At 63.0% G+C, this 25,081-nt stretch carries 29 protein-coding genes and 1 pseudogene; 11 read left to right on the top strand and 19 right to left on the bottom strand.

From position 1 onward, the window contains the following. Together ACFOWB_RS05290 and ACFOWB_RS05285 are read right to left on the bottom strand one after the other, a co-directional pair. Positions 1-681, bottom strand: a pseudogene (locus tag ACFOWB_RS05290) (IS3 family transposase); the annotation flags it as partial. A 402-nt stretch (positions 682-1,083) separates the two neighbouring features. Then, positions 1,084-1,239 carry a hypothetical protein gene (locus tag ACFOWB_RS05285; protein WP_261405499.1) on the bottom strand — a complete coding sequence of 52 codons (156 nt, stop codon included), beginning with the start codon at positions 1,237-1,239 and terminating at the stop codon, positions 1,084-1,086. 216 nt (positions 1,240-1,455) lie between these two features. Here ACFOWB_RS05285 and ACFOWB_RS05280 point away from each other — a divergent pair, with 216 nt between their 5' ends. Further along, positions 1,456-2,124, top strand: coding sequence for an outer membrane protein (locus ACFOWB_RS05280; protein ID WP_378146049.1), 669 nt, complete (start codon positions 1,456-1,458; stop codon positions 2,122-2,124). Positions 2,125-2,506: 382 nt separating this feature from the next. On the opposite strand, the gene ACFOWB_RS05275 is transcribed toward ACFOWB_RS05280, so the two are convergent. The 6 genes from ACFOWB_RS05275 to ACFOWB_RS05250 form a co-directional block, all read right to left on the bottom strand. After that, complete coding sequence (locus ACFOWB_RS05275; RefSeq protein WP_261405500.1) at positions 2,507-4,060, bottom strand: ISL3 family transposase; 1,554 nt, start codon at positions 4,058-4,060, stop codon at positions 2,507-2,509. A 188-nt stretch (positions 4,061-4,248) separates the two neighbouring features. Continuing rightward, on the bottom strand, positions 4,249-4,539 hold the full coding sequence (locus ACFOWB_RS05270) for a hypothetical protein (RefSeq protein ID WP_261405501.1): 291 nt from the start codon (positions 4,537-4,539) through the stop codon (positions 4,249-4,251). A 542-nt stretch (positions 4,540-5,081) separates the two neighbouring features. Then, a complete protein-coding gene (locus ACFOWB_RS05265; RefSeq protein WP_261405502.1) occupies positions 5,082-5,294 on the bottom strand; it encodes a hypothetical protein in 213 nt (70 codons plus the stop codon). Positions 5,295-5,379: 85 nt separating this feature from the next. Further along, positions 5,380-5,622, bottom strand: coding sequence for a DUF6894 family protein (locus ACFOWB_RS05260; RefSeq protein WP_261405503.1), 243 nt, complete (start codon positions 5,620-5,622; stop codon positions 5,380-5,382). A 250-nt stretch (positions 5,623-5,872) separates the two neighbouring features. Then, entirely contained in the window at positions 5,873-6,058 is a 186-nt protein-coding gene (locus tag ACFOWB_RS05255) for a hypothetical protein (protein ID WP_261405504.1), read from the bottom strand. 1 nt (position 6,059) lies between these two features. Further along, positions 6,060-6,251 (bottom strand): hypothetical protein, encoded by a 192-nt coding sequence (locus ACFOWB_RS05250; protein WP_378146045.1) that lies wholly within the window; start codon positions 6,249-6,251, stop codon positions 6,060-6,062. Between the two features lie 123 nt (positions 6,252-6,374). Here ACFOWB_RS05250 and ACFOWB_RS05245 point away from each other — a divergent pair, with 123 nt between their 5' ends. After that, on the top strand, positions 6,375-6,590 hold the full coding sequence (locus ACFOWB_RS05245) for a hypothetical protein (protein ID WP_261405506.1): 216 nt from the start codon (positions 6,375-6,377) through the stop codon (positions 6,588-6,590). Between the two features lie 26 nt (positions 6,591-6,616). Further along, the gene (locus ACFOWB_RS05240; protein WP_261405507.1) at positions 6,617-6,856 is read left to right on the top strand and encodes a hypothetical protein; all 240 of its coding nucleotides are present in this window, start codon (positions 6,617-6,619) and stop codon (positions 6,854-6,856) included. 666 nt (positions 6,857-7,522) lie between these two features. Here ACFOWB_RS05240 and ACFOWB_RS05235 read toward each other — a convergent pair. After that, complete coding sequence (locus tag ACFOWB_RS05235) at positions 7,523-7,753, bottom strand: DUF2934 domain-containing protein (protein ID WP_261405509.1); 231 nt, start codon at positions 7,751-7,753, stop codon at positions 7,523-7,525. 171 nt (positions 7,754-7,924) lie between these two features. Here ACFOWB_RS05235 and ACFOWB_RS05230 point away from each other — a divergent pair, with 171 nt between their 5' ends. Continuing rightward, positions 7,925-8,125 (top strand): hypothetical protein, encoded by a 201-nt coding sequence (locus ACFOWB_RS05230; protein ID WP_261405510.1) that lies wholly within the window; start codon positions 7,925-7,927, stop codon positions 8,123-8,125. 331 nt (positions 8,126-8,456) lie between these two features. Here the strand turns inward: ACFOWB_RS05230 and ACFOWB_RS05225 are convergent, their stop codons facing one another. Both ACFOWB_RS05225 and ACFOWB_RS05220 read right to left on the bottom strand, forming a co-directional pair. Then, positions 8,457-8,837, bottom strand: coding sequence for a hypothetical protein (locus ACFOWB_RS05225; RefSeq protein WP_261405511.1), 381 nt, complete (start codon positions 8,835-8,837; stop codon positions 8,457-8,459). 348 nt (positions 8,838-9,185) lie between these two features. Next, positions 9,186-9,467, bottom strand: a complete 282-nt coding sequence (locus tag ACFOWB_RS05220; RefSeq protein ID WP_261405512.1) for a hypothetical protein — start codon at positions 9,465-9,467, stop codon at positions 9,186-9,188. A 166-nt stretch (positions 9,468-9,633) separates the two neighbouring features. Here ACFOWB_RS05220 and ACFOWB_RS05215 point away from each other — a divergent pair, with 166 nt between their 5' ends. Further along, a complete protein-coding gene (locus ACFOWB_RS05215) occupies positions 9,634-10,395 on the top strand; it encodes an SDR family NAD(P)-dependent oxidoreductase (RefSeq protein WP_378146041.1) in 762 nt (253 codons plus the stop codon). A 70-nt stretch (positions 10,396-10,465) separates the two neighbouring features. Here the strand turns inward: ACFOWB_RS05215 and ACFOWB_RS05210 are convergent, their stop codons facing one another. Next, complete coding sequence (locus tag ACFOWB_RS05210; RefSeq protein WP_261405514.1) at positions 10,466-11,035, bottom strand: type 1 glutamine amidotransferase domain-containing protein; 570 nt, start codon at positions 11,033-11,035, stop codon at positions 10,466-10,468. A 185-nt stretch (positions 11,036-11,220) separates the two neighbouring features. On the opposite strand from ACFOWB_RS05210, the gene ACFOWB_RS05205 reads away from it, so the two are divergent. Beyond that, a complete protein-coding gene (locus ACFOWB_RS05205) occupies positions 11,221-12,036 on the top strand; it encodes an alpha/beta fold hydrolase (protein ID WP_261405515.1) in 816 nt (271 codons plus the stop codon). A 115-nt stretch (positions 12,037-12,151) separates the two neighbouring features. Beyond that, positions 12,152-13,012, top strand: coding sequence for an SDR family oxidoreductase (locus ACFOWB_RS05200; protein WP_378146038.1), 861 nt, complete (start codon positions 12,152-12,154; stop codon positions 13,010-13,012). Positions 13,013-13,416: 404 nt separating this feature from the next. Here ACFOWB_RS05200 and ACFOWB_RS05195 read toward each other — a convergent pair whose 3' ends face one another. Both ACFOWB_RS05195 and ACFOWB_RS05190 read right to left on the bottom strand, forming a co-directional pair. Next, a complete protein-coding gene (locus tag ACFOWB_RS05195; RefSeq protein WP_261405516.1) occupies positions 13,417-13,881 on the bottom strand; it encodes an SRPBCC family protein in 465 nt (154 codons plus the stop codon). Positions 13,882-14,126: 245 nt separating this feature from the next. After that, on the bottom strand, positions 14,127-17,102 hold the full coding sequence (locus ACFOWB_RS05190; RefSeq protein WP_378146035.1) for a PAS domain-containing protein: 2,976 nt from the start codon (positions 17,100-17,102) through the stop codon (positions 14,127-14,129). Positions 17,103-17,592: 490 nt separating this feature from the next. On the opposite strand from ACFOWB_RS05190, the gene ACFOWB_RS05185 reads away from it, so the two are divergent. Continuing rightward, positions 17,593-18,600, top strand: coding sequence for an AraC-like ligand-binding domain-containing protein (locus ACFOWB_RS05185; RefSeq protein WP_261405519.1), 1,008 nt, complete (start codon positions 17,593-17,595; stop codon positions 18,598-18,600). Positions 18,601-18,618: 18 nt separating this feature from the next. Here the strand turns inward: ACFOWB_RS05185 and ACFOWB_RS05180 are convergent, their stop codons facing one another. The 4 genes from ACFOWB_RS05180 to ACFOWB_RS05165 all read right to left on the bottom strand — a co-directional run bounded on the left by ACFOWB_RS05180 (position 18,619) and on the right by ACFOWB_RS05165 (position 21,606). Next, entirely contained in the window at positions 18,619-18,927 is a 309-nt protein-coding gene (locus ACFOWB_RS05180; protein WP_378146033.1) for a GNAT family N-acetyltransferase, read from the bottom strand. A gap of 444 nt (positions 18,928-19,371) precedes the next feature. Continuing rightward, positions 19,372-20,157 (bottom strand): alpha/beta fold hydrolase, encoded by a 786-nt coding sequence (locus ACFOWB_RS05175; protein WP_261405521.1) that lies wholly within the window; start codon positions 20,155-20,157, stop codon positions 19,372-19,374. A 70-nt stretch (positions 20,158-20,227) separates the two neighbouring features. Further along, entirely contained in the window at positions 20,228-21,010 is a 783-nt protein-coding gene (locus ACFOWB_RS05170; RefSeq protein WP_378146030.1) for an SDR family oxidoreductase, read from the bottom strand. A 266-nt stretch (positions 21,011-21,276) separates the two neighbouring features. Continuing rightward, entirely contained in the window at positions 21,277-21,606 is a 330-nt protein-coding gene (locus ACFOWB_RS05165; protein ID WP_261405522.1) for a nuclear transport factor 2 family protein, read from the bottom strand. A gap of 167 nt (positions 21,607-21,773) precedes the next feature. Between ACFOWB_RS05165 and ACFOWB_RS05160 the strand changes: the two genes are divergently transcribed. Both ACFOWB_RS05160 and ACFOWB_RS05155 read left to right on the top strand, forming a co-directional pair. Beyond that, the gene (locus ACFOWB_RS05160) at positions 21,774-22,688 is read left to right on the top strand and encodes a LysR family transcriptional regulator (RefSeq protein ID WP_261405523.1); all 915 of its coding nucleotides are present in this window, start codon (positions 21,774-21,776) and stop codon (positions 22,686-22,688) included. 234 nt (positions 22,689-22,922) lie between these two features. Further along, positions 22,923-23,330, top strand: a complete 408-nt coding sequence (locus ACFOWB_RS05155; protein ID WP_315855197.1) for an SLAC1 family transporter — start codon at positions 22,923-22,925, stop codon at positions 23,328-23,330. Between the two features lie 301 nt (positions 23,331-23,631). Here ACFOWB_RS05155 and ACFOWB_RS05150 read toward each other — a convergent pair whose 3' ends face one another. After that, positions 23,632-24,186 carry a cupin domain-containing protein gene (locus ACFOWB_RS05150; protein ID WP_261405524.1) on the bottom strand — a complete coding sequence of 185 codons (555 nt, stop codon included), beginning with the start codon at positions 24,184-24,186 and terminating at the stop codon, positions 23,632-23,634. Between the two features lie 137 nt (positions 24,187-24,323). Between ACFOWB_RS05150 and ACFOWB_RS05145 the strand changes: the two genes are divergently transcribed. Next, positions 24,324-24,800, top strand: a complete 477-nt coding sequence (locus ACFOWB_RS05145; RefSeq protein ID WP_261405525.1) for an Lrp/AsnC family transcriptional regulator — start codon at positions 24,324-24,326, stop codon at positions 24,798-24,800. Positions 24,801-25,081 lie beyond the last annotated feature (281 nt).

Raw genomic sequence — 25,081 nt, 5'->3', positions numbered from 1 at the left:
GGCCGTCGTGCGTGCGATCCTCGACGAAGTCGTAGGACCAGACGTGGTTCGGCCGCTCCGGCCGCAGCCGCAGGCACGAACCGTCGTTGAACCAGAGCCGCCCTCGCTTGGGTTGTTTCTGCGGGACCTTTAGCCCCTCCCGTCTCCAGATCCGCTCGACCCGCTTCAGGTTCACGGCCCAGCCGGCGGAGCGCAGCAGGGCTGCGATCCGCCGGTAGCCGTAGCGGCCATACTGGACGGCGAGCGCAACGATGTCGGCGGTCAGCGCCGCTTCATCGTCCGGCCGCATAGGGACCTTCCGCTGCGTAGAGCGGTGCTGGCCGAGCACGAGGCAGGCCCGACGCTCCGTCACACCGAGCTTGCTCACCACACGATCCACGCAGTCGCGACGACGGGCGGGGCTGATCAGTTTCCCCTTGCCGCCTCCGCCAGGATCATCTTGTCCAGCGTCAGGTCCGACACCGCGCGTCGAAGCCGGGCGTTCTCAGCCTCAAGCTCCTTCAGGCGCTTCACTTGATCGCCCTTCAGCCCGCCATACTCAGTGCGCCAGCGATAGAACGTGACTTCGGTCACGCCGATCGAACGGATCGCTTCAGCGACCGGCCGCCCTTGTGCCGTAAGAACCTCAACCTGCCGCAGCTTCGCGACGATCTCTTCGGGTGCGTGCCTCTTCCTCGGCATCGTTCAGTCCTCCACATGGCCAAAAGCCATACATCAGGGAGGACCACTTCCCAGGGGGCAGACCAAACCCGCGATGATTTTCCCTCGTTTCGACGCGCCTACTTAACCTCGCCCTGCTTTTGCTCATCGGCGGGATCCTTGTACGGGCCTTCAGGTCGCTTCTCGTGACGCTCGTCGGGGCCGTTCGTTGCCCCACTTTTCGTGCGCTTCCTGTCGAATTCCTCGATATCCAGATTTTGAGCGGGCCGATCGACTGGGCTGTCGGACCTAACGTGTTTGCCCGTTTCGTCGGACCTTAACGGAGGCACGTTCGTGTTTGTCATCAATCGCTCCTATCGCCTCGTCGCTCAGTAAAAATAGGTTGCCTGACTGTCTGATGCGGCCTCGACGCATCTGCGTGGCCTAGCCAGGGTTCACCGTAGGTCCGCCCTGCGGCAGCGGTTCAGTCACCTCATCCTTGTTGAGCAAGAGAGCGGAGGCTCCGACCGCAAGCGCCACGACGAAGGCCAGCATGAAGGCAAGTGGCTTCCATTTGGTCTGAGACTTCTGCTCGATCATTCTCGGCTCCTTACGCATTCGAGAGCTAAGCGCTTGGAGCCACGCGTGGTTCCGACAGTGCGCGTGTTTCGGGCGGACCAGAAAGGCGGCAACTCAAAGGACACACCGATACCAAACATGCGGCTACAACTTGACGGCAATGGGATACCCGGGGATCTATCCGATCAGTTGAGTAGCGGTCCGGCGCATCCGGCAAAATTCTTAGAGTTTTCAAACATGAAGTCGAAGCTTGCTCTCATCGGCGGCGCGCTGCTGCTGTCGACGTCGGCCTACGCGGCAGACCTCCCCATGGAAGCCGCTCCGGCAATCGTGGCGGTCCCGTCCTTCAGCTGGACCGGCGGCTATGTCGGCGCCCAGGTCGGATACGCCTGGGGCGACGCCAACTTCCGCGCGGCCGGCGGCAGCCTCAGCGCCAAGCCCAAGGGTTGGATGGTCGGCGGCTATGCTGGTTACAACATTCAGCTCGACAACTCGCCGCTCGTGCTCGGCATCGAGACTGACTTCAACTGGGCCGACATCGACCGCACGCGCGGCGCGTTCGGCGCGTCCGCGAAGACCCAGACCGACTGGACCGGCGCCACTCGCGCTCGCGTCGGCTTCGCTGTCGACCGCGTCCTCTTCTATGCAGCGGGCGGCGTCGCTTATGCGGATCGCGAAGTGAAGGTCCGCGCCGGTCGGCTTGGCGCCAAGGACAACAAGACTGCGGTCGGTTGGACGATCGGCGGCGGCGTCGAGTCGGCTGTGACCGACAACGTCGTGGTCCGCGCTGAGTATCGCTACACCGATCTCGGCAAGGACACCTTCCGCCTGGCCGGCGTTCCGGTCCGCAGCAAGTACGACGAGCACCGCGTGATGGCGGGCGTCGCCTACAAGTTCGGCTGGTAACGGCTAGCCGACGTTCGAACGAACCCGTTGTTGGTTCGTTGGTCCCGCAAGTTCGATGCGAAGAGCTCCCGCCCCGCTGGCCCATAAAGGTCGGCGGGGCGGTTTTCGCTTCAAGCCTGCGAGTTGATCTCGGCCAACGGCTCCTCACCATCCATCAGCAATGTGATGTGAGCCTCGACAAACGCTCTATTGAGTTCAAGGAGCCGCAAAGACGCCTGGGCCACTGCGGTGGCGCCCTGCCGGGCGTGAAGCCGCTCCAAAGCCTTCCGCTGCCTCTCAATGCGCCTATCGAGATCTGCGAGCTGTCAATCGGCGCTGAACTTTGACCCCTTATCGGCGTCCAATGTTGGGTCTGACGCATTTTCGATGATGCGCGACGGGATCATCCGGCACCAATAAGGCGGGCCTCGAGCAGGTCGAGCTTGGCGCGACCGTACATCTGGCGCTTGATGAGCTTGAGCTTTGTGATCTGGCCCTCGGTCTGTCCGTTGGACCAGGGCTCGCCCAGGGCCGCTCGGACGGCGGCTTGGTCCCGGACCACGCCACGCGTAAATGAGCCGAGCAGGCTGGGCGAAGCGTCTGCGATCCAGGGATCGAGCTCCTGCGCGGCGTGGCGCCGGACCATCGCGTGGAAGCGGTCGAGCAGGACGCGCGCCTTCGCAAGTTCCGGCGCTGCCGCTTCGATCGACGCGACGAGGATCGCGTCGCCTTTGGTGAGCCGGTCGCGTTCAATCGTCATCGCCTTGGCGATGGTCTTCGCCGACGGCGCCCGTTGCAGTTGGCGAAGGCCTTTGGCTTCCGACCTCCTGCGTCTGGTCGCCCATTCTGTCACGACGCGGAGAGAGCCCTGGAAGCCGCGCCGCCGAAGACGCCGCCACAGCTCTGCGCCGTTGGCGCAGCCTTCGGTCCATTCGGCGGCCAGGACCGGCAACCAGGCTTCGAGCGAGCTTTGTCGCGTTCGGAAGGCGTCGCCGTGCTCGCCACGCAGGATCCTACGCACCGTGCCGCGTGCGAGCGCCGCCCGCCGGGCGATCGCCTTGATCGACAGTCCCTCGCGCGCCATGCTGAGAACGGCTTCGTCGGCTCTCGCGCGGCGCAGATAGCCCTCATACTGCAGCCGCTCCGCGACCGTCAGCAGCTTCGGATCGATGCGCGTCGCGCCGAGCGTCCGGCGGATCGGCGTCATGGCGGCGCGGACGGCGTTTAGGAAGGCGGCGCTGGCGTTCTCCATCAGATGCCAGCGGTCCGCGACCTGGACGGCATGGGGCAGAACTCGCGCCGCCGCCTCGCCATAGCCTCCTCCGCGGTCGCGGGCGACGACGGCGATACCGGAATGATCGCCGAGCCACGCAGCGACGGTCGCGATCTCTCGATCAGGCAACAGAGCGACAGGACGCCGGCGTTCGAGATCGACGACGATTGATCCGTAGCGGCAGTTGCGCCGGAACGCCCAGTCATCGACACCGACGACGCGCAGCGGAGCGTCTGGCCTCATCGTTCGCCTTCGCACGACCCTCAGCAGCGTGTCGTTGCTGACCGGCAGCATGAGCCGCCGGGCGAGGCCGGCTCCCGGCCGCCCACCCAGCGCAAGGCCCAGATGATGGACAACGGTCTCCAGCCGCTCGACCCGGCGGGCTCCACGCCCCAGGACACCGGCGAAGGGCTCGCCGAAGATCCGGCGCGGGCACCGCGCCTGCTCACAGACAAACCGCCGCGCCGTCAGGCGTAGCCGAACGGGACGCCCACCGAAGGGTAGGTCCGCGACCCGGCGGACATAGCGGCTGTGGATCCGCCGCGCTGGCGAAGAGCAGAGAGGGCACCGGGCGATCACCGCCGGCGATCGGACGCAAACCTCGATCGCGTCCGCTTCAACCGTCACCCGGTCCACGATAAGACCGGCCGGCGCCAACGCGTTCGTTCGAAAGCCAAAGGCCATGACGGTCCTCCTCCGCAAGGGAGGCGAAAGCCACCAGCCAACTTCATCGAGAATGAGTCAGACCCAAAATTGGACGCCGATCCCCCGACCTACGGGGTCAAAATTCCACGCCGGATCACACACCACAAACGTGGACGGACATATCCACGTGTATGCTCAGCGCGATTGAGGGCTAGCCCCGCCTCCCTTTAAAGTGGCGACGACACACTCGGCACACCTACGCCCACCATCGAGGCAGTGACCTCGGTGAGCCGCACGTTGATCAGCTTCATGATCATCGCCGAATGGTCCTGAGATCCGACGATCGACCGCGCTTCGCGATGGAGCTTTTGAAGCGCGTCGTACCTGTCGGAGGCGCTTCCCCCGACCGCTTCGATATAAGCGTCCAGTGCTTGGGCGCACGTGCGCCTGCCCTCGTCCCCGTCCGCCCAGGCGGCAACAGCAAAGACCGCAAGCGTCCCATCGATGTCAGCGGCCATTGCCGGCAGTGTCCCCGCGAAGTTTTGGGGACCGTATCTGACTGCCCTCAGCGTCGCCAGCGCAGCAAAAAGCCCGACGCACGGTGACGGGCGCGTCGGGCTCTTCAAGGCGAAACGATACGGGGAGGTACGTTTCGAGAGCTATACGCGCGAGCGATGTGATCGGTTCCGGGGCGCTGGATGAGGCCCGCCGAGAGGAATCGGGGGAAACCCTCGGCGGGCCCGCGGGACGCTCTCTCCCTAGCTCGTTTCGGCGAGAAACTTCTATCAGGGCGCGCATGAAAAAGCCCGACGCATGGGACGCATCGGAGCGATTATGTAGCTCGCAAACAGACTGCCGGCTGACTGTCGGATGACAGGTTCGTGAACCCCACCTGCATCTTAGAATTATCTTATGTTCATCACGGATGCGGTAGGATCGCGGTGCTTCGGGTGGCCCCCGCCAGGAAAAGGCGCTGGACAGGTTTCCGCCCCTCTCTGTCCAGACAACTGAAGCATGGCCCGGTCGCTGGGGAGCGGTCGGGCCGCTCTTGCAGAGCGGCTCACGCCGCCGGCTCGGAGATTTGACCTTTTTCAGCTTCAACAAGTAGCTGGAGCAAAGCAAGAGCCTCGTCCCCGATCTCGAAGACCGTCAGCATCACTCCGACAGCGCCTTGCTGCATAAGATCCCGAAAAATCGAAAGCGCCTCGACAGCACTTTCGCAGCCCACCTCGTGCTCGACGCCGAGGGGCCCATGTGTGATCACGAACGACATGGCGCGTAGTTAACGAGTGATAATTCACTCTACCATAACGATTGCGACATGGCTGGCATACCACCGGTCGCGTAGGGAAAACTACCTAGCGCTTAGGATGGCGACTGCTCTCTGACGACGAATTCAAGCTGAAAAGTACCGTGCCGCTGTCATCGGTGACGTCCAGGCGCCACTCTTCGCCAAGGCTTTCCCGATCTTCAGCTTCGTCGAGCAGCACGCCCGCGTATTTCATGGCCTCACGACGGGCGGACCTGATATCCGGTAGGTCTATGCCCACACTGTCGGGGATTTCCACACCGTCATGTACGTTGAAATGGTAGCGCGGCACATGCGTCTCCCGCGTCAATGACCGTGAGCGCGAAGCCCTCAGCCGTCGATGCCCAAACGAGTGATTTTCGCCGATACACGTGATGGCTAGGGGTTGCTGACTAGTCAACCACGCAGGGCGCAACAGAAAGCCCGACGCGAAGATGGCTGACGCGCCGGGCTTCTCATTGGGAGTTTGCAGCGGGGACTAAAGCCGCCGCACTCGTTAGACGCGCGGGCGGGGCGATGGGTTCCCGGCCTTACGTCGGCGACTAAGCCTCTTCGGAATCTTCCAGCGCCGGCGGCTCCCGATCATCGTCGGCGCTTCCCGGCTCGGCTTCCTTCCGCGCCTTGGCATCGGTGGCCGCAGCCGCCTTGTCTCCACCGCCGACTTCAACGCCAGCTTTCTCTTTCGGCTTGGACGTATCTGTTCCGTAGACCGATGGCTGGTCGTTCATATCAAGCTCCTCGATTCGCCGGATCGCGCTGTTCTTCCGCGTAGACACGCTCGGCTCCGCGATCGGCAACGTCACGTTTGGCTGGCGTCATATTCTGGCGGCTCTTGAACGCGGCGTAGGCGATCGTGATGCCCAGCAGACTCACGCCAAGAACTGTCATCAAAAGCCAAAGGTCTCCACCACCGGGGGCCATGTCACTCTCCTCAATTAAGTCTCGATAGGAGAAGGCCCGCGGGCGCGAAATGTTCCGACGCTATCAGCGGAACGAATTTTCCTCGGTTCTGTTAAGCCAGCATCGCAGCACGGAACCCACCATATGACCGCGCGCCTTGACTATCTTTCCATTGAGTCAGTCTGCGCGCTCAAGGCGGTGGAGTCGCACTGGCTGAACGGGGTCGACGCTGTTCTGCGAGATCTTGAGGACGAAGGCCTAATTGAGTGGTCAGAGCGCGCGTGGGCGCTCACCGAGGCAGGCAAGTTTGCGATCGATCGCAACACCGATCCCCGATCGGGCAGCGTGCTCCGTGCCTAGGACCGAATTCTCGGGAGAAACGCCACATGGTTGATACGCGAACGCTGTCGCCTGAAGGCGTCGCGATCTTGGAAACCCTGATGAAGGGTGCCGGCAGCCCCCTTTTGTCCGACAGCGTTCTTCGCGCTGTGGAAAGCACCGGCCTGATCCAACGCCAAGGCAATAACTGGCTGCTGACCGAGGATGGTTTGCGTTCCGTCGATGAAGCGCGAGAGCGGCTCCAGAATGGCCCGCAAGTCAGCCATGGAACTGGACAGCCGCGTTAGCGCGCGTAGGGCGACCGTGAGCCGCTGAGCCAACTACCCAAATCTCGGTGATCAGAAAAAGACAGATGGTCTGCACGATCAGAGCAAGCTGCGGACAAATGGAATGAATCCGCCGTGCTTCTGAGCGGTGGCGTTCACCTGGTCATAAATGCCTGCAGCCCTTGCATCCTCACCAAGGCGCGCAGCCGCCCTTGAGATGCAACTCTCGCGGCACGTCGTGGCCGTCTCTTTTCGCGCGGCCGCAAGCGCTCTGGTCGCCCACTCGTTTAAAAAGCGATTCAGCTCGATCTCTTGGTTCATCGTGTCCGCGGATCTCAGCGCCAACGGCCATCATAATTGAATGTGTCCGTCCCGAACCAAGCGAACAGGCCCAAAACCAGAAACGTCCCTGTTATCGCAGCTACGATCAACCAACCACCTGCTCGTCTGGCAGGCTTTTCTTCTGTCGGAATGCTCGGGTCGTCCGGCCGATGATCCGTCATGTGAGAGGGAATGACTAAAGCACTGTCATCCACATTAGCGTACAGAGCGCTGCAATGAGAACCGCTAGTCCCATGAAAAGAATAACGGGTCTACGAAGATGCACCGCGCTGCCTCATTCGAGCTCCCGACCAAATGGGCAATTTGCGCCCGGGATCAAAACCAATGGCGCGCGATATGGTCGCCCTACGGTTGCGTGGCCGAGGGCGGATCGCTCGCCGGGATCGTTTCTTCCAGCTGCTTCTCAAGCTCTTCGTCCGGCGTCAGAGCCGCGCCCTTGCCAGAGGCGGCGGGATCATCGCCATCAATCTCCTTTTCCGCCTGATACCAGAATTGCTCGGAGGTCCCTTCCGGTTCACCCGCCTGAATCCAAAGCTCGTAGGCGCGCTGTTTGATACGGGTTTCTCGATGGCTCATTGCGGTGGCTCCCTCGACTGATCTCCGAGCGCATCGGGTCATCCGCGAAACACGCGCCTAGCACCTTCGTTCCACAGGCCGGCGATAGAACTCACCAGACCGACAATCGTGATCCGCGCTGGAACGAACGGCCGCCAGTGCGCTTCCCTCCTCAGACCAAGGGAGGAACACTTGGAATTTCGTGAGAAGTTGAAAGAGGATCTGGCGATTTTTCGGCAGCGCCTGATCTGGCTCGAGGACGGCACCATGCGGTCCTACGAATATTCCCGAGGCCAGCAGATGGACCGTGTTCCAGATGCGGTGGATTACACCAAGCGCATCATCGCCGAGATCGAAAAGTGCCTTGCGGAGCACTCGGACCGGTCAGGCTAGTTCGTTCGGCCTCGTCAGCCCGCCAAGCCGGTGATCGAGGCTGGAGCGTCTTTCGCTAGCTCGCCGCTCGGCTTCTCCGCGTCATTTTCCGCCGCGCCCTTTGGAGGCGCTTCCTCTTCGTGCTGCGCTTCCTCGACTGCGTCGTCGCCGAGTGTCACCAAGCCTTGATGTTCTGCCCTTTCGGCGGCGTCGGCGTCTCTTCCGTTTCGATCGACGGTCGATCCTGATCGTCCAGCATGTCGGTCTCCATCACTCGATTCCGCGTCACTGATGAGCAGCAGATACGAGAAGCCCCGGCTTAAAAGCCGGGGCCGCGTGATCCGGGTGAACGTTATTTGCTCGATCCCTTCGGAGTCTCGCTATGGCCGCGCAGGTCCTTGGCCTGATCGTTCGAGGTTCCCGCCGAAGTCGGCTTGTCGCCCTTGGTGTCCATGCCGGTAGACGTGCTCATTCCATCCTTATTGTCCGAACCGGTCTTGCCCTGCTGTTCCGACGAACTTGCGCCGGAGCTGGATGACGCGTTGTTCTCAGTGCCGGTCGACTGAGCAAACGCGCCCGAAGCGGATGCGGCGACGAGCAGAGCAGCGGCGCTAAGCTTGAAAATATTGGACATAAGTCCTCCCATCACGAACGATGCAAATGTCGTTCTCTGGAGGACAAGGGTCTTCGCGGTGAATCGTTCCGATTTATCCGTGCTGGAATAGTACGACATCAAAAGACATGGGCCTAATGCGAGCGCACTCCAACCCTTCGAAAGAATTAACCGCGCGCCGCACTTTTGTCACTTCCGAGCATGCCCTGAAGTGACCAGCGCCCCGTGGGGCAGCTTTGCGCTTTGATCGCTCACCTGAGTGACCGTTTTGCAGACATCAGCGGATGTCCGCAACTGGCGCCGATACGGCTGCGCGTCCCTGAGCGCGGCTGATCTCAATCTGCCGGAGCGGGCTGTCTATTTCTCGAAGCCGTACGAACGCCCGGCAGTAATCGCGATGATGCGCAGGATGGCGCATTAGGGACGCGGTCATCGCGACGGCTGGCCGCTGGAGCCAGTCTTCTTGCTTCAGGCGTGCTGGTCCGAGCCGAGTTGCTCCTTTGGAGGCCCCGCGGCCTCGACGATCCTGTTTTCGAGGTCGGCCCTGATGGCCATGGCGGCCGTGCTGTCTAGCGCGAGCTCCACATAGGCGGCGAGAAGTTCGTGAAGCGCCGCGAGGCGACGCAGCGGGTCGTTGGGCACGCAGAGCAGGTACGCGTCGATCGCCGCGCGGCCCCTTTCTTCCGCATCATGCGTGTTGGTCATGGCCGCCACCGAGAACGCGGCAAGGCAATCCGGGATGCTCGTCATCCGGCCAGGTTATCGTCGCCGGCCGCCACGGCAAGCGATGCGGAAGTAGCCGATGGGCAATCCGATCTGCGGGAACCTCATGCTCGCGGCGTGACTTTTCAGATCGCCGCTCTGCCGAGCGTGCCTTCGTGGAACGGCGGCCCAAGCAAGACAGATGGAGAGCCCCATGAGATTCGAGAACAAGGTCGTGATGATAACCGGGGCCGCCTCCGGCATCGGCGAAGAAGCGGCGCGTCGTTTCGCCGAGGAGGGCACGACCCTGGTCCTCGGCGACATCGACGTCGAAGGACTACGGAAGGTCGCCGCAGACCTGTCAGGCGACGCGGTCGAGACGGTTGAGACCGACGTCTCCCAGATGGCCTCGTGCGAAGCCTTGGTGGCGCGCGCGGTCGAGCGGTTCGGCGGGATCGACGTGCTCGTCAACGACGCGGGTGTCGACCACCTCGGCAAGCTCGACGATGGTGACTTCGCGGACTTCGCGAAGGTCATCGAGACCGACCTCTACGGGGTGGTCCAGATGAGCCGCGCGGCGATCGCTACGCTGCGCACTCGCAAGGGCTCGATCATCAACGTGTCGTCGGTGTCGGGTCTCGGCGGCGACTGGAACCACAGCTTCTACTGCGCGGCCAAAGGCGCGGTGACGAACTTCACCCGCGCGCTGGCGATCGACGAGGCTAAGAACGGGGTTAGGGTCAACGCGGTCAACCCGTCGCTGACCTACACCCCGCTTATCTCTGGCATGAAGGACCAGCCCGAGCTGATCGCGAAGTTCGAGGAGCGGATCCCGATGGGCCGCGGGGCGCAGCCGTCCGACATCTCCGGCGCCATCGCGTTCCTCGCCAGCGACGACGCGCTCTACATCACGGGCGTGAACCTGCCCGTCGATGGCGGCCTGTCGGCCTCGAACGGCCAGCCTCCTTTGAGCTGAACGCCGCACGGGCGAAAGCGCCCCGCATCATGTGCGGGGCGCCGGCCGTCGTGTGTGGCTGTGGTTGAAGTCAGGCGCTGCGGGCCTGCTCGGGGTGCTTGCCCTCGGCGAACTCCTCCACGAGCTTGGCGCAGAAGGCCGGAAGGTCGTCCGGGTTGCGGCTCGTGACGAGCCCCTTGTCGACCACGACCTCCTTGTCGACCCAGGTCCCGCCCGCGTTCTCGACGTCAATCTTGAGCGTCGGGTAGGACGTGATGGTCCGGCCCTTCAGGACGCCAGCCTCGATCAGCGTCCACGGCGCGTGGCAGATTGCGGCGACCGGCTTGGCCTGCTCGAAGAACGCCCGGATGAACGCGATCGCGTCCTTATCGCCCCGGAGCTTGTCGGCGCCCACGCAGCCGCCGGGCACGACCAGCCCGTCGAAATCGTCGGCCGAGACCTCGGAGAACGTCTTGTCGACGGCGTAGCTGCCGCCCGGGTCGAGGTCGCTGTTCACCGTCTTCGCCTCGCCAGCCTCGATGCTGACGACCGTTACCTCGCCGCCGGCCTTTTCGACGGCCTCCTTGGGCTTAGCGAACTCCGGCTCCTCCGTGCCGCGCGGCGCGATCAGGATCGCGATCTTCTTGCCTTGAAGGCTCATGGCCGTCTCCTTCCATGCGAATGCCGCGCGCCTTCTCCGGGCGCGGGGTGCGAATGCCCTGACCAACGGCGCTGGCAAGGTTTCGATCCCGAGGAGCGGTGGCGGAGAACCGTTCGACGCGCGTCGGCGTTGCTTCTGCAAACCGGAGCATCACCCGGCGCGACTGAACGCATCAAGGAGAACGCATGCACATCGAGAGCCGAGACGGCGCGCATCTGCACGTCAAGGACGCCGGAAAGGGCAAACCCGTGGTCCTGATCCACGGCTGGCCTCTGACAGGCGACATGTTCGAGTACCAGACGCTGGCGCTGCTCGAGGCGGGCTACCGGGTCATAACCTACGACCGCCGCGGCTTCGGCCAGTCCGCGCACCCCGCGACCGGATACGACTACGACACCTTCGCCGACGATTTGGCGGCCGTGCTGGACAAGCTCGACGTTCGCGAGGCGAACCTCGTTGGGTTCTCGATGGGCGGTGGCGAGATCGCCCGCTACCTCACCCGCCATGGCTCCGACCGGGTCGCGAAAACCGTGCTGATGGCTTCGGTCGTGCCGTACCTGCTGAAGGACGACAGCAACCCCGACGGCGTCGACGCGAGCGTGTTCGAGGACATGAAGAGCGAGATCCGCAAGGACCGCTTCGCCTTCCTGCAGACGTTCGCCAAACAGTTCTACGGCGTCGGCGTGATCTCCCGACCCGTCAGCTCGGCGCTGCTCGACTGGACATTTACGCTGGCCTTGATGGCGAGCCCGAAGGCAACGCTCGACTGCGTGGACGCGTTTGGGCGGACCGACTTCCGGCCGGACCTGAAGTCCTTCACCAAGCCGACCCTGGTCATCCACGGCGCGTCGGACGCGACCGTACCGATCAAGCCAAGCGGCAAGGCAGCCGCCGCGGGCATCCCGGGCTCGACCTACATCGAGTACGACGGAGAGCCCCACGGCCTGTTCGCGACCGATCCCGAGCGGCTGAACCGCGACCTGATCCAGTTCATCGGCTGAACCTAGCGTGGGCCCGTCGCCGCGGTCGCATGACCCCGGCGATGGGCTCTTCGCTGATCGGCGCCCGAACGAATTCCGGGCGTGGGCCGTTTGCTCCAAGACACAGGAGCATTCGATGAAGCACTTCCCGAAGCCGCCGTTTCCCAAGCAGCCGCAGTCCTTCCCGGGGCTGACCGAGAAGATGAATCCTCGGCCCGACCATGGCGAGGAGAGCTACAAGGGCTCGGGCAAGCTCGCGGGCAAGAAGGCGATCATCACGGGTGGCGACAGCGGGATCGGGCTCGCGGTCGCGATCGCGTTCGCCCGCGAGGGCGCCGACCTATTGGTCGTGCACCTGCCGAGCGAGGGCGAGGATGGCGCGACCTGCCGTCGCCATATCGAAGAGGCCGGCCGCAAGGCAGTGATGGCGCCCGGCGACATCAGCGACGCGAGCTTCCGCGAACAGGTCGTGGAGCGCGCCATCGCGGAGCTTGGCGGCCTCGACATCCTGGTCAGCAACGCGGCGTACCAGAAACCTTTTAAGTCGCTCGACGAGGTCTCGCTCGAGGAGTGGACCAAGACGTTCGACACCAACGTCCACGCGACCTTCCACCTGACGCAACTCGCGACGCGCCACATCAAGCCCGGTGGCTCGATCATCAACACCGCTTCGATCAACTCGAAGGATCCGTCCCCGCAGCTCTTGCCCTACGCCACCACGAAGGGAGCCATCGCGAACCTGACGGTCGGCCTCGCGCAACTGCTTGCCGAGAACGGCATCCGGGTGAACGCGATCCTGCCCGGTCCGATCTGGACTCCGTTCATCCCGGCGGGAATGCCGCCCGAGGCGGTCGAGACCTTCGGCTCAAAGACGCCGTTCGGCCGCCCCGGGCAGCCGGCCGAACTCGCCTCGGCTTACGTCATGCTGGCCTCAGACGAAGCGAGCTACACCTCGGGCGCGCTGCTCACCGTCGCAGGCGGCCAGACCGTGGTGTGATGCGGGTCGCGAATCCCCCAACGTACTTCTTTCCGCACCCAGTCGCGGAGGTATTCATAGCCTGCTCGTCGACGCCGTAAGCGGTGGGCACATATGCCCGGCCGACGTCCGCATCCACGCCATGGCCAGCCTCGAATATGCAGCGTTCAGAGCGATCCGGCGCTACTAGATCGAAGACCTGGAGATCAACCGGAAGGCTGTGCTGCCGTTCACGTATTGGCGAAAAGGTCGCTCAGAAGAAAGTCCGCTCCCTGAAGATACCGGCTGAAACTACATCCGCTTCCCGGAACGCCTTCGACTTCCGCGGTGGGCGCGGACAAGCTGGATCCTGCCGGCGCGCAGCACTCGAGATAGCCCGGGTCATCGGCTGAAGCCTTGGACCCGGGCGATCTACTATTACGCACTCAAAGCTTCGACTTCAGCGCGCTCAGGCCGGAGGTGTAGATTCCGTCGATGGCCTTCTTGGCGGTCGCCTCGTCGGCGCCCTTGGGCATGAACGATCCGGTCCAGGTCACCGTCGAGCTCTCGCCGCTGCCCTTGATCGAGAAGGTCGACTTGTAGTCCGAGACCGGAAGCGGGCTCTCGACGATCACGTAGGAATAACTGCTACCCTCCTTCATGGCCGTCTGGTTCTCGACGATCGTGCCGCCGCCCTTGAGCGAAAGTGTGCGCGTTTTGCCCTCGTTCGACAGCGCGCACTTCTCCACCGCAGGGTGGAACTGGCCGATGCCACAGAAGTCCTTGGCGGACGCCGCCCAGACTTTCCCTGGCGCGGCGTTTATCTCGATGGATTCGGTAACCTCGGTGGCAGCTGCAGCGGCGGTCATGCCGACGAGCGCGGGAAGGGCGAGCAGAACCAGCTTCTTCATGAGCATTTCCTCTAGCTTTCTTGGTTTTCCGACCGCCATCAGACGGAACGGCCGCGTTTTTGGTCGTCGGACCGCCTCGTCCGACATTTCGGCCTGCGACGGCGAAAAGGAGTCGCCGAGCCCTCTCGTCCGCGGCTCGCTCCGGACATACCGTTGGTCAGCCGAGCTTCAATCCAACGTCGTCGTTTTCGCGCGCGGCGTTGGAATACGTGCAGACTTTTGAGCTGTGCCGTATTTTCCAGCCCTTAAGCGCTATCTGGCCCTATCGTCAGAGACGCCACGCTCGAAGCGAGTTCAGCGCTCCGGAACGGTTTGGTCAGCCGCGGCAGGTCGAGCGCGATCCCCTCAACCTCCGCATAACCGGACACGATCAGCACCGGCAGACTGGGCATCTGCTCCCGAAGAACGCGAGCCAATTCGACGCCGCTCATCCCCGGCATGAGGTGGTCGGTGACGAGCAGGTCCGGACGCGCACCCTCGGCAACAATCGAAAGAGCAGCTTCGGCCGAAGAGGCCTCTTGCACGCGGTAGCCGATCTCCTCAAGCATGTCTGCGGTGCTGGCGCGGACGATCTCTTCGTCGTCGACGAGCAGCGCAAGGCCACGGCTGCCAACCGGCCCGACCTGAGCCGGCGCAATCTCCGCGGCGCTCGCGGTCGCAGAGCTGATGGGCAGCCAGAGCTCCACGTTCGTGCCGACGCCCGGCTGGCTCTGGATCGTCAGCGCCCCGCCGAGCTGGGCGACGAGACCGTGCGCCATCGACAACCCCAGACCCGTGCCCTTGCCTATGCCCTTGGTCGAGAAAAACGGCTCGACGGCTCGGGAGAGGGTCGCCTCGTCCATCCCGACGCCCGTGTCGGCGACCGATAGGCGGACGTAGTGGCCGCGCCTGAGATCGCCGCGGGGCGTCCGGACGCTCTCGCCCGTCGCAGTGATCCGCAGCGTCCCGCCGTCAGGCATCGCGTCCCGCGCGTTCACGCCGAGGTTCAGGAGCGCCATCTCGAGCTGGTTGGGGTCCGCCTTCGCCGGCGGCAGATCGTCGGCGACCTCGACCACGACGCGAACCTGCGGCCCGGTGGTGCTGGAGAGCAATTCCGCCATGCCGCCGACGAGGCCGCCGACGTCCACGGGGATCGGCTGAAGCGGCTGGCGGCGCGCGAATGCGAGAAGCCGCTGAACCAGCGTCTTGGCGCGTTCCGCCGACTGGATCGCGCCGCCGATCAGCCTCTGCTCGCGCTCTCCGCCCACGCCCCGCCGTTGAAGCAGGTCGAGGGATCCGACGATCGGAGTCAGCAAGTTGTTGAAGTCGTGGGCGACGCCGCCGGTCAGCTGGCCCATCGCCTCCATTTTCTGGCTCTGCCGAAGCGCGTCCTGGGCAGTCTCGAGTTCCACCTCGGCGCGAAGTCGATCCGAGATGTCGAGCGCCAGATGGAAGGCGCCGATGATGCGACCTTCCTCGTCCAGCAGCGGCGTGTAAGTGATCTCCCAGAACGGCTGGCCGAATTCCGGCCGCCCGAACTCCTCGACCACGGTGAAGCTTTCGCCGCTCAGCGCGCGGGCCATCAGCGCGCGCATGACCTGCCGCTGCTCGGGAATGAAGAGATCGGGGAACACGTCGCCAAGCTTTGTATCGAAACCGTTGACGCGTCGGAACTCGTCGTTGTGCGCTTTGTTGAAGGCGATGAGCCGGTACTCGGGATCGAAGGCGCAGATCGGCGAGCGGGTCGCATCGACGATGTCGCGGAACCGGCGCAGCTCGAAGGTTCGCTCGGCCACGCGCTGCTCCAGCAGCGTGTTCAGAGCGCGCAGCTCCTCCTCGGCCCGCTTGCGCGCGGAGATGTCGACGGCCGTGCCAGCGACGCGGATACAGCGCACGTCATTTTTCGTATCGTCGAAGACGCCGCGGCCCTTCGCGGCGACCCAGCGGACGACGCCATCCTCTTTGCCAATCGTGCGATATTCGACGTCATAGATCGCCCGCCGCCGTGGGTCTGCGGCTGCCGCGAACGCCTCGCTGGTCCTGTCGCGATCCTCCGGGTGCAGCCCGTCGTAGAAGTCCGCCATCGTCACCGGCACGTCAGGGCTTATTCCGAACAGCGCCTTGGTTCTCGGCGGCCAGATCAGTTCGTCGCGCACAAGGTCGACATCCCAGAAGCCGATTTCCGCGTGCTCGACCGAAAGCCGCAGCCGCTCCTCGCTTTCCCGCAGCCGCGCCTCCGCTCCGACGCGCTCGATATGCGCCCAGCACCTCTCCACCACGGCTTCCACGATGGCGACGTCTTCGTCACGCCAATCGCGTGGCCGGTCCTGATGTACGGCCATCATGACCGCAAGGCGCCCGTCCTTGATCAAGGGACAGCAGATGATGGCGTCGATGCCGATCGACTGGAACATCTCCCGACCGTCCTCGGGGGCGAGCTCTCGGGCGACATCGCCGACCACGAGCGTTCGACCCAGACGCATGTCAGCCGCGGCGCGGGAGCCGAAGAGGTCCAGACTGTAGGTTCCGGCCGAACTCGCAATGCCGGGCGCGGTGAAGTCGTTGCGTATGACGAAGCGGTCGTTGTCTGCGTCTACGTCGGCATAGGCGCAACGCGAGGCGTCGAGCCGCCGCGCGAGCAGCGCTGCGGCTGAAAGCATGGCGGCCGGCGCGTCCCGGGACGAGCGCAGCGCTTCATCTAGCTCGCTTAGGAAGCGCAGACGCGCCTCGCTGGCGCGCAAGGCCGCCTCGACCTGGACCTTGCCTGTCGTCTCCGTGGTGACGTTCAGCATCCCGACGATGCGGCCGTCGTCGTCGCGAGTGGGGCTGTAGGAGAACTGCCACCAGGTGTCCTCGCGGTAGCCGTTGCGCTCCATTACGAGATGCAGGTCCTCGAACCACAAGGCTTCGCCGGCGAGCGCCTTTTGGATGAGCGGCTCGATGTCCGTCCAGACTTCCGACCAGACCTGCTGGATTGGCTGTCCGAGAGCCGCGGGATGCTTGAGGCCGAGGATCGGCGCGTAGGCGTCGTTGTAAAGCAGCGTGAGCTCTGGCCCCCAGATGAGGCACATGGCCTGTCTGGAGGCGAGCATCAGTTCGACGGTGGTGCGGAGCGCCTGCGGCCAGCCATCGACTGGCCCAAGCGGCGTCTTGCTCCAATCTTGAGCAAGAACGAGCGTGCCGACTTCGCCGGCTCCGATCAGACGCGGACCGGCTTCCGCATCTCTAACTGCAATCTGCAACCCAATTGCCCTGTTCGAAATGCCTCCGGATCGTAGGAGGCGCCCACCAGCAAATAGCTGGACTGGCGCTGCACGTCATCGACAAGCTGCGTTCAGCAGACTTTCAAAGGTCGCATCCCGAGCAAGGCGTCGACGACCGCTCTTGGCGCGTCGCTGGACGATTGCGGGTGTATGATCGGGTTGAGGGGCCGCCTCTGGGAGGAGGCAATGCGCCAGCCCGACTTGTTCCGCTACCTCAGTAGCCATGGACGCCATTCGCCTCATCGGACCCAAAGCGCCGTTGAAGCCGAAGCACATCTGGGCGATCCGCTAGCAGTTTAAAACAAATGCTCAGGTCCTGGCCGCTCAGTACTATTTGGGCCGTGTGCGTAGTGAGGCTCAACGATCGAAATTGGCGTTAGGGGTGGGCCGCGATTTTCGCGTCCGGGGGTTAAGTTTGGTTGGTTTGTGTTCTAGTCTGCCGCTCGCGTGAAAGTGTCGGAATGCGATGATGAAACCGATATTCACCACAGCAGGCATCCATGCCCGCGACCGGTTCGCCTATTGGCACGAGGTCGCAGGCAAGATCATCACGGGACATGACTCGCAAGCCAGTCATCGCGACCGCTTCGACGCGGAGCTGAAGGTCGCCGATCTCGCGGACATCGGGATGTTCGACTTCACGAACCAAGCGATGGCCTGCGCGCGCGAGAGACGTCATATCCGCTCAGACGGCGAAGGTGAGTTCTTCCTATGTCGTAATGGTTCTGGAGAATTTGCGCTTGACCAGAATGAGCGCCGCAATGTCTTTCGTCGCGGCGACATGGCGCTCATTGACTCAAATCTCGCATATAACATTCGCTTTACCGATAAGTCGCAAATGCTATTGGTAAAGATACCTCGAATTATATTGGAATCCCGCTTTGGTTCGATGAGAGATTTCGCTGGCGCGCGCCTTTCGAGCGAGAGTGGACTCAACGCTTTTCTTTCCGATTTGCTCGACGGCCTGAGAGCCCACGTTTCAGATTTCGACGAGGCGACGTCGGAACTGGTTCGCAACCAATTGGTCGATCTTCTCACCCACGCCGTTGGTTCGATGGCTGGTGAGAACAAGCGACTTACGACGCCGCGCACCTTCGCACTGATGAGGCTACGGTCGGCGATCGACGCTCGATTGTCGAACAGTTCGCTAAACAGCGAGTCAGCCGCGCGGGCAGCAGGCATGAGCGTACGCTACGCCAACGATTTGTTGGCTGCCAATGGCAATTCGATCGCTAAGCTTATTCGCGGGTTGAGACTCGAGCGTTGCAAAAAGGCGCTCGCAGATCCAAGTCAGGATCACCGTACGATCGGCGAGATCGCGTTTGGCTGGGGTTTTTCAGATCTGACGAATTTCGGGCGACTGTTCGGCGCGGCCTTTGGCATGACGCCACGCTCATTCCGGCAGAATCGACGGTCTCAAACCGAAAATCAGCAGCTTGCCGTCGCAGCGCCGGATACCATCCGACCCAAAGCGTAACTCTCTGCGCAGGCCTCCTCAGCCAAGCCGCTGTTCCATCTGGTAAATGTGGATGGCGACCCCAATCCGGATGAGGTCCTGCCGACAAGTCACGCGGAAGCCCCAGCGCTCGAAAGGTCCGCGCGCCGCTTCGCTCGCTTCCACGAACAAGCGGGTAAGCGCGAGTTCATTCCCCCGAGCTTCGATGTGCGCGTAGATCGCGGCTTCGACGCCGCGGCGACCCCAATCGCTTCGGCAGAACAGCATGTCGATGTGGAAGTCGTTCTCAAAGTCGCCGAATGCGACAGTGCGACGTCGCCCGTGACCGCCACAACACCGAACGTCCATCGTTTAGACGTCGATGGAGCGCCTTGACGCCCGGCACCTCAGGGGCCCAAGCGACGACCTGATCTTTATTGTAGAACTCGCGGGCCGTTCCATGCACTGCGTCGAAAAGCACCCCGGCAAGAGGTTCCGCGTCTTCGTCACGGTAGGAGCGTACCAGAACATCCATCATGAAGGTCCGCACTGCGCGCCGCAAAATGATTGCCCACGGAGTCCGCAGCCAACCATCCGGCTGAGGGGAAGTAAACAGTTTCTATGCGCCGAAGATCTAAGCGCCGCGACGGCATAGCGGCGCTCTCCGAGGTAGACCGAACTTCTGTTTGCGGCGGTGGCAACAATGCCGGTGTCTGGCGCGCCTCGGCCGCAGACTTTTTTTGGCGTAGCCTCATAGTACGATGCAGGCGGAGCATTCGTTCCACCTGCATAATTCGTGGCCTGGACTTCAGTTTAGCGAGTGGCGGATCGCGAGGCGCGGGCGGCTTCGTCGATCACGTCGGACACGACCTTCGCCTGCGTCATGAACACCGCGTGACTAGCGGGCACGGTGGTCACCTTCGCGCCGATGCGCTTGGCCATGTCATGAAGCATGCGCTGATCAAAGGCCTTGTCATCGGTCGCGATCACCGCCCAGCTCGGCCGAGTCCTCCAGGCGGCCTGCGTGAGCTTCGTCTCGAAGGCCGACATGTTGATCGGGACTTGCGAGTCCCGCATGAAGGCCGCATCGACGTCGCTGGCGTCGGCGGCGAAGCCGGCCTTGAACGTGCCCGGAAGGATGAAGCCGAAGCCGTCGGCGGTCACGTCCAGAACGAACTCCGGCGGGGTCTCGAAACCGGCATACTGCTGCGCCGTCGACTCGCCGGCGTCGGGTGAGAGCGCCGACACGTAGACGAGGCCCGCGACCTTCTCATCGACTCCCGCTTCGGTGATCACCGTGCCGCCCCACGAGTGGCCGACGAGAATGGCCGGACCATCCTGACGGCTCAGGGCGCGCTTGGTCGCGGCGACATCGTCGGCGAGAGACGTCAGTGGGTTCTGGACGATGGTTACCTTGTAGCCGCGCTGCGTAAGCTCGTCATAGACCCTGCGCCATCCCGAGCCGTCGGCGAATGCGCCGTGCACCAGGACGACGTTTCGGACCTGTTGGCTGGCCGGAATGGGCTCGGCGGCGTTTGCCGGCGTGGCGGCTGAGATCCCCACGGCAGCGGCGGCCGCAAGAATGGACTTCGCGTTCATCTTCGTTCTCTTTTGCCTGGTTTATAATTAAAAGTCGTGCATCTGCCTGCTCATAGATTTGACCGGAGTTCTATTTGACTGTCGGAACCGTTCCCCCGTCGATGATGTATTCGGTTCCCGTGATCGACGCCGCGCGCTCGGAAGCCAGGAACGCGATCAGGTTCGCGACCTCCTCCGGACTGGCCGGGCGTCCGATAGGGATGCCGCCGAGCGCCGACATGACGATCTGCTTGCCGCCCTCGAGGTCGGTGCCGGCCTGCTCCGCCAGACGCGCCGCAAACTCGTGCGAGGCCTCTGTAAGGATCCAGCCGGGCGCAACGCTCACGACGCGAACCCCCTTCGGAGAGATCTCCTTCGAGAGGCACTTACTGTAAGTCGAGAGGGCGGCCTTCGCCGCCGCGTACGCCGTCGTCGACTCCGGTAGGGGCAGGAGCCTCTGGATCGAGGAGACATGAATGACGACGCCACTCCCGCGGGCGATCATGTCCGGAACGAGCAGCCGATCGAGCCTGACGGCGGGGAACAGGTTGAGGTCGAGTTCTTTTCGCCACTCGTCGTCGGTCAGTGCGGAGAACCCGCCGCCCGGAGCCGACGAGCCCCCGAGGTTATGCACGACGACGTCGATTCCGCCGAGCCGCTGACGCGCGATGTCGGCGACGGTCGCGCAACCTTCGTCCGTGGTGAGATCGGCGGCGATGAAGAGCTCGCTCGGCAGATCGTCAGGTCGAGATCTGGCGGCGGTCAGGACATGCGCGCCGAGCTCACGAAATAGGGTGACCATGGCGGCGCCGGCGCCCTTCGTTCCGCCCGAGACGAGTACACGCTTACCAGCAACGTTCAGAAAGTCGTTCATTAGCTTATCTCCAGATGTATGAGGTTGTTGTTTCGTCGATTGGGGCATTTCACTGCTTTGGAATTTGGCCGATCGCGTTCCTTCGGCCCGACCGCTGGCGCAATCGCCAGGTCGCCGTTTTCAGAACTTCGACTTTGCGAGGTAGATCGCTTGGGCCGTCGGTTCGCCGGACGCCTCATGGGCGGAGGCGACGTCGCTGCAACCGAGCATGTCGGGACTGGTCGTCCTTTAGGATGACCGCGACGGCCGGCAGTTGTCAGATGTCGTTAGAGAACGATCTCCAGATCGACGATCCGGTCGTTCTCGAGAATGAAGAAGTACCTCAGGTCGACCGGGCTTCCGGGGAACTCGCCGGCGACGTGGCTGATGACGATGATCCTGCTGCCGTCGTCGGCGACCGAGAATGGCTCCACGGTGCACGCGTGTTTCTCGATCGAGTCAGCCATCCATTTTTGAATGGAGTCGCGGCCGACATAGGATTCGCCATCGTCTCTGACGATCGCAGTTTCGGCGAAGCGACGCGATGCGGCCTCCGCGTCCCTGGATTTTTCTGCATCGAAGTATGCGTGGATTACCGGAGGTAAACGCATGGACATGCCGAAACTCCTCGAATGCTGATGATATTTGTATCGATAGCGCCGAATTCGGAGCGATCTGCTGTGCGCGTTCTCGCTCTCGTCTTCGCTTTCTTGAGTAATTTACAGTAGATTTTTGCCCCGACTATCGGCATAATTCGTGATGGATCATTTCGAAAATCGGGACAATGTCCAGGCACAGTCTGATCGAGATCGACGCCGTGCTCGCCATTGCCAGGAAGGGCTCCTTCAGGGCGGCGGCGCTGGAGCTTGGCGTCTCGACGACGGCCTTAAGCAATGCAGTTGGGAAACTTGAGAGAGATCTCGGCGTTCGCCTGTTCAATCGGACGACGCGCAGCGTGTCCCTGACCGACGCCGGACGGAACTTCGTCGATCAGGTCGGGCCGGCGCTGCGCGACATTCAGGCGGCGATGAACGCGGTCCGTTCACACCAGGCGACGCCGTCGGGCACGCTTCGCATCAACTCCTTCGCGACCGCCGCGCGCGAGATGTTCGCGCCGCTGATCCTCGAGTTCCTGCGGCGCTACCCACAAGTGCACGTCGATCTCGTCACGGAAGGACGCCTAGTCGACATCGTCGCTGAAGGCTTCGACCTCGGCGTGAGACGGCTCGATCTCGTGCCGTCCGACATGATCGCGGTGCCGCTTGGACCGCCTCGCGGCCACGCCGTGGTCGGGGCTCCGGCATACTTCGAAAAGCATACGCCGCCGCTGGTCCCGCCAGACCTGATGAGCCACTCCTGCATCCGCGCGAGGCTTCCGAACGGAAGCCTCTATCGCTGGCAGTTCGAGAAGGCTGGAGAGGTCCATCAAATCGATGTCGCTGGAGCTCTGACCCTCGACGAGGCGAGCCTGCTTCGGATTGCCGTGCTGGCGGAGTTTGGCATTGGCTACTTCATGGAGGCCGACGTCCGCGAGGACGTCGCCGCCGGTCGGCTTGTCAGAGTGCTGGAAGACTGGACTCCTCCGATCGCGCCCCTCTGTCTCTACTACCCGAGCAGAAGGAACACGTCGGCCGCGTTCAAAGCGTTGATCGGCTTAGCGCGGGAAATGAGTGGTACGGTGCCTAGAACTGCAAAATAAGCTGCTGGCCGTTCCCAGGCGTGAACTGTCGAGTCCATCAAGCGGCCCGGCCGCTCCCCAGGCGGACCGGGCCATGCTTCGTTCGTCCGGACACAGAGGGGCGGGAATGCGTCCGGCGCCGTTCGTGGGCGGGGGCCGACGCGAAGCGCGCCACATCAACCAATCTAGCGCCGGATCGTTCCCGAAGCGCACCTTTCTCGCGAGCTCTGGAATGGAGGTCGCGATCCCACAACGATGACCCCTGTGCTGTGCCTGCCGAGGGTCGCGAGCAGCTTCGTCACCGCGGCGTCGCTGGGCGCTCTGGGTCTCGCAGACTGGGGACAGGCCTTCTTCGGAGCCGGCCTGTTCTCATGGCTCGCGATCGAGTCCGTGCTGATCCACCGTCTGCTGACGGCCGACCCATTGCCGCCGCCTCTGCGGCCGACGCTCGGCATCCAGCTCGCGCCGGCGCCTGTGGGCGCGCTCGCCTATCTGGCCGTGACGCAAGGCCCGCCCGACATTCTGGCCCACGCGCTTCTCGGCTACGGCGTTCTTCAGGCGCTGGTGCTCGTCCGGCTTCTGCCCTGGATCGCGAAACAGCCCTTTGCGCCTTCCTATTGGCTTTCACCTTCGGCGCGACGGCGCTGGCGTCGACGGCGCTGAAGCTCGTTGCGCGTAGCGACACGGGACCGGCGGCCACGATCGCCCCAGCGTTGTTCGTGGTGGCGAACCTCGTGGTCGGCTACGTGGCGATCCGGTCGGCCATTCTCATGCGATCCGCACGACCCGCGTCGGCTAGGACGACCTCAGCATAGGCTTCCTCGCCGCTGAGGCCGCAGGCCGGTTGAACCCGGAGTTTCCCGACATCCAACATCCGCACGCGGACGAGCTGGATGTCAGGCCTTGCGCGCATCGGAGCTAGCGGGTCATCGACCCCAGGAATGGTTTGGAGGACGCGCGGTGGTTAGCGAGCCTTGCTCGGATCATCTGCGGGATTGACGTAGTTCAGGCCGAATGGGCCGGTTCCGTTGACCTGAATCACCGCAGGCTGATCTTTAGTCCAAAGCGAATGCGGCATTAGAGCCGGCAGATAGAGGAAGCCGCCTTCTCCAAACGGTTCGCCGCGGCTCTCAACCATTTTCTCGCCCATGTCATGGACGAGGGCGCCTTCTAGCAAAGTGACGGTCTCATCGGTCGCATGTGTGTGAGGTGCGATCACGGTCGAGGGCGGGATCCTGAGTCTTAGCGCGAACGGGCCGGGCTTGTCCGGATCGCCCATGATGACGCTGATCTCGATCCCCTTCGGCAGGGCGGCCGGCGCAGGCTTCCACTGGATCGCGGCCGCATCCTTGATGGTGATCATCTGCTTGTGGGCGGAAGGGTCCGCGACGACCTCAGTCGAAAGGAACGCTGCCACGGCGAGCGCGGACAAGCGAATGGCTTGTCTCCTACGCAACGGCTTCGGATGCGATTTGCTCGTGAGAATGGCGGCGGCAGTGGTTTGTATCGCGTTGATCAAGGCGCTTCCCCTTCGCTGAAGAGGGCGGACAATAAGGGAGCGCGCGTGAAAGGTGCTTCCTAACTTTGGTCTTTACATTTGCTTTATATTCATAATCATCAAATTTTTAGCGACAAAATTTCTCAATCAGGCCTGATATGAAAGATCCTTCCGCAGCTGAATTTGATCGTATCGATCTGAAGATTCTTCGCGCGCTTCATGCCGATGGCCGGCTGACGAACGCCGAGCTCGCGGTCCGTGCGGGCGTGAGCGCCGCCACCTGCCACAGGCGAACGCAGCAGTTATTAGAGAACGGACACATCACCGGGTTTCGGGCAGAGGTGGCGCCCGTTTCGGTAGGTCTCGGAGCGCTGGTGATGATTGGCGTCATACTCGACCGTTCCTCCCCCGACAGCCGCAACAATTTCGAGGAAGCGGTGCTGAAGGTGAAGGAGATCCTCGACTGCATTCTAGTGGCGGGCGAGTTTGATTACTTTTTGAAGATCCGCGCCCGCGACATCGCCGATTTCAACAAGCTCCAAAGCCAGACCCTCATCGCGCTCCCAGGCGTCCAGAACACTCGGACTTTCTTTGTCATGAAGGAGGTCAAAGAGAACGCCCGACTGACATTCTGATGAGTTGGCTGCTTGACGCGAGCCGCTGCACGAACGCGCAGAGAACCGATCGATATCTCACCGACGGCGCGCCATCCACTTGTTCGAGATAGCGATCGAGGCCTCTCAAAAGGCGCGGCTCCAGCGTAGCCCTTCACCCAGTCTTTCGTGCAGCCGGGTGGCTCCGATCCGCGACCACGCGATGAGATAAAGGTAGTCCGAGTTAGCGACCGCGCTGAGCCTTCGAACGCAGGCAACTACCCAGATCGAATGTCTGGTTTTCGGCCGTTCGCCGAGGGCCG

The organism is Chenggangzhangella methanolivorans, from assembly GCF_042648545.1.
Lineage (GTDB): Bacteria > Pseudomonadota > Alphaproteobacteria > Rhizobiales > Methylopilaceae > Methylopila > Methylopila methanolivorans.
Note: the sequence above shows the minus strand (reverse complement) of the source record. Positions and strands in the feature narration are given on the sequence as shown.

What these genes read in the sequence shown, in the direction of transcription:
- ACFOWB_RS05285 (WP_261405499.1), bottom strand. Translation starts at nt 1,239, where the DNA reads ATGATCGAGCAGAAGTCTCAGACCAAATGGAAGCCACTTGCCTTCATG.
- ACFOWB_RS05280 (WP_378146049.1), top strand. Translation starts at nt 1,456, where the DNA reads ATGAAGTCGAAGCTTGCTCTCATCGGCGGCGCGCTGCTGCTGTCGACG.
- ACFOWB_RS05275 (WP_261405500.1), bottom strand. Translation starts at nt 4,060, where the DNA reads ATGGCCTTTGGCTTTCGAACGAACGCGTTGGCGCCGGCCGGTCTTATC.
- ACFOWB_RS05270 (WP_261405501.1), bottom strand. Translation starts at nt 4,539, where the DNA reads ATGGCCGCTGACATCGATGGGACGCTTGCGGTCTTTGCTGTTGCCGCC.
- ACFOWB_RS05265 (WP_261405502.1), bottom strand. Translation starts at nt 5,294, where the DNA reads ATGTCGTTCGTGATCACACATGGGCCCCTCGGCGTCGAGCACGAGGTG.
- ACFOWB_RS05255 (WP_261405504.1), bottom strand. Translation starts at nt 6,058, where the DNA reads ATGAACGACCAGCCATCGGTCTACGGAACAGATACGTCCAAGCCGAAA.
- ACFOWB_RS05250 (WP_378146045.1), bottom strand. Translation starts at nt 6,251, where the DNA reads ATGGCCCCCGGTGGTGGAGACCTTTGGCTTTTGATGACAGTTCTTGGC.
- ACFOWB_RS05245 (WP_261405506.1), top strand. Translation starts at nt 6,375, where the DNA reads ATGACCGCGCGCCTTGACTATCTTTCCATTGAGTCAGTCTGCGCGCTC.
- ACFOWB_RS05240 (WP_261405507.1), top strand. Translation starts at nt 6,617, where the DNA reads ATGGTTGATACGCGAACGCTGTCGCCTGAAGGCGTCGCGATCTTGGAA.
- ACFOWB_RS05235 (WP_261405509.1), bottom strand. Translation starts at nt 7,753, where the DNA reads ATGAGCCATCGAGAAACCCGTATCAAACAGCGCGCCTACGAGCTTTGG.
- ACFOWB_RS05225 (WP_261405511.1), bottom strand. Translation starts at nt 8,837, where the DNA reads ATGTCGTACTATTCCAGCACGGATAAATCGGAACGATTCACCGCGAAG.
- ACFOWB_RS05220 (WP_261405512.1), bottom strand. Translation starts at nt 9,467, where the DNA reads ATGACGAGCATCCCGGATTGCCTTGCCGCGTTCTCGGTGGCGGCCATG.
- ACFOWB_RS05215 (WP_378146041.1), top strand. Translation starts at nt 9,634, where the DNA reads ATGAGATTCGAGAACAAGGTCGTGATGATAACCGGGGCCGCCTCCGGC.
- ACFOWB_RS05210 (WP_261405514.1), bottom strand. Translation starts at nt 11,035, where the DNA reads ATGAGCCTTCAAGGCAAGAAGATCGCGATCCTGATCGCGCCGCGCGGC.
- ACFOWB_RS05205 (WP_261405515.1), top strand. Translation starts at nt 11,221, where the DNA reads ATGCACATCGAGAGCCGAGACGGCGCGCATCTGCACGTCAAGGACGCC.
- ACFOWB_RS05200 (WP_378146038.1), top strand. Translation starts at nt 12,152, where the DNA reads ATGAAGCACTTCCCGAAGCCGCCGTTTCCCAAGCAGCCGCAGTCCTTC.
- ACFOWB_RS05195 (WP_261405516.1), bottom strand. Translation starts at nt 13,881, where the DNA reads ATGAAGAAGCTGGTTCTGCTCGCCCTTCCCGCGCTCGTCGGCATGACC.
- ACFOWB_RS05185 (WP_261405519.1), top strand. Translation starts at nt 17,593, where the DNA reads ATGAAACCGATATTCACCACAGCAGGCATCCATGCCCGCGACCGGTTC.
- ACFOWB_RS05180 (WP_378146033.1), bottom strand. Translation starts at nt 18,927, where the DNA reads ATGGACGTTCGGTGTTGTGGCGGTCACGGGCGACGTCGCACTGTCGCA.
- ACFOWB_RS05175 (WP_261405521.1), bottom strand. Translation starts at nt 20,157, where the DNA reads ATGAACGCGAAGTCCATTCTTGCGGCCGCCGCTGCCGTGGGGATCTCA.
- ACFOWB_RS05170 (WP_378146030.1), bottom strand. Translation starts at nt 21,010, where the DNA reads ATGAACGACTTTCTGAACGTTGCTGGTAAGCGTGTACTCGTCTCGGGC.
- ACFOWB_RS05165 (WP_261405522.1), bottom strand. Translation starts at nt 21,606, where the DNA reads ATGTCCATGCGTTTACCTCCGGTAATCCACGCATACTTCGATGCAGAA.
- ACFOWB_RS05160 (WP_261405523.1), top strand. Translation starts at nt 21,774, where the DNA reads ATGTCCAGGCACAGTCTGATCGAGATCGACGCCGTGCTCGCCATTGCC.
- ACFOWB_RS05155 (WP_315855197.1), top strand. Translation starts at nt 22,923, where the DNA reads ATGACCCCTGTGCTGTGCCTGCCGAGGGTCGCGAGCAGCTTCGTCACC.
- ACFOWB_RS05145 (WP_261405525.1), top strand. Translation starts at nt 24,324, where the DNA reads ATGAAAGATCCTTCCGCAGCTGAATTTGATCGTATCGATCTGAAGATT.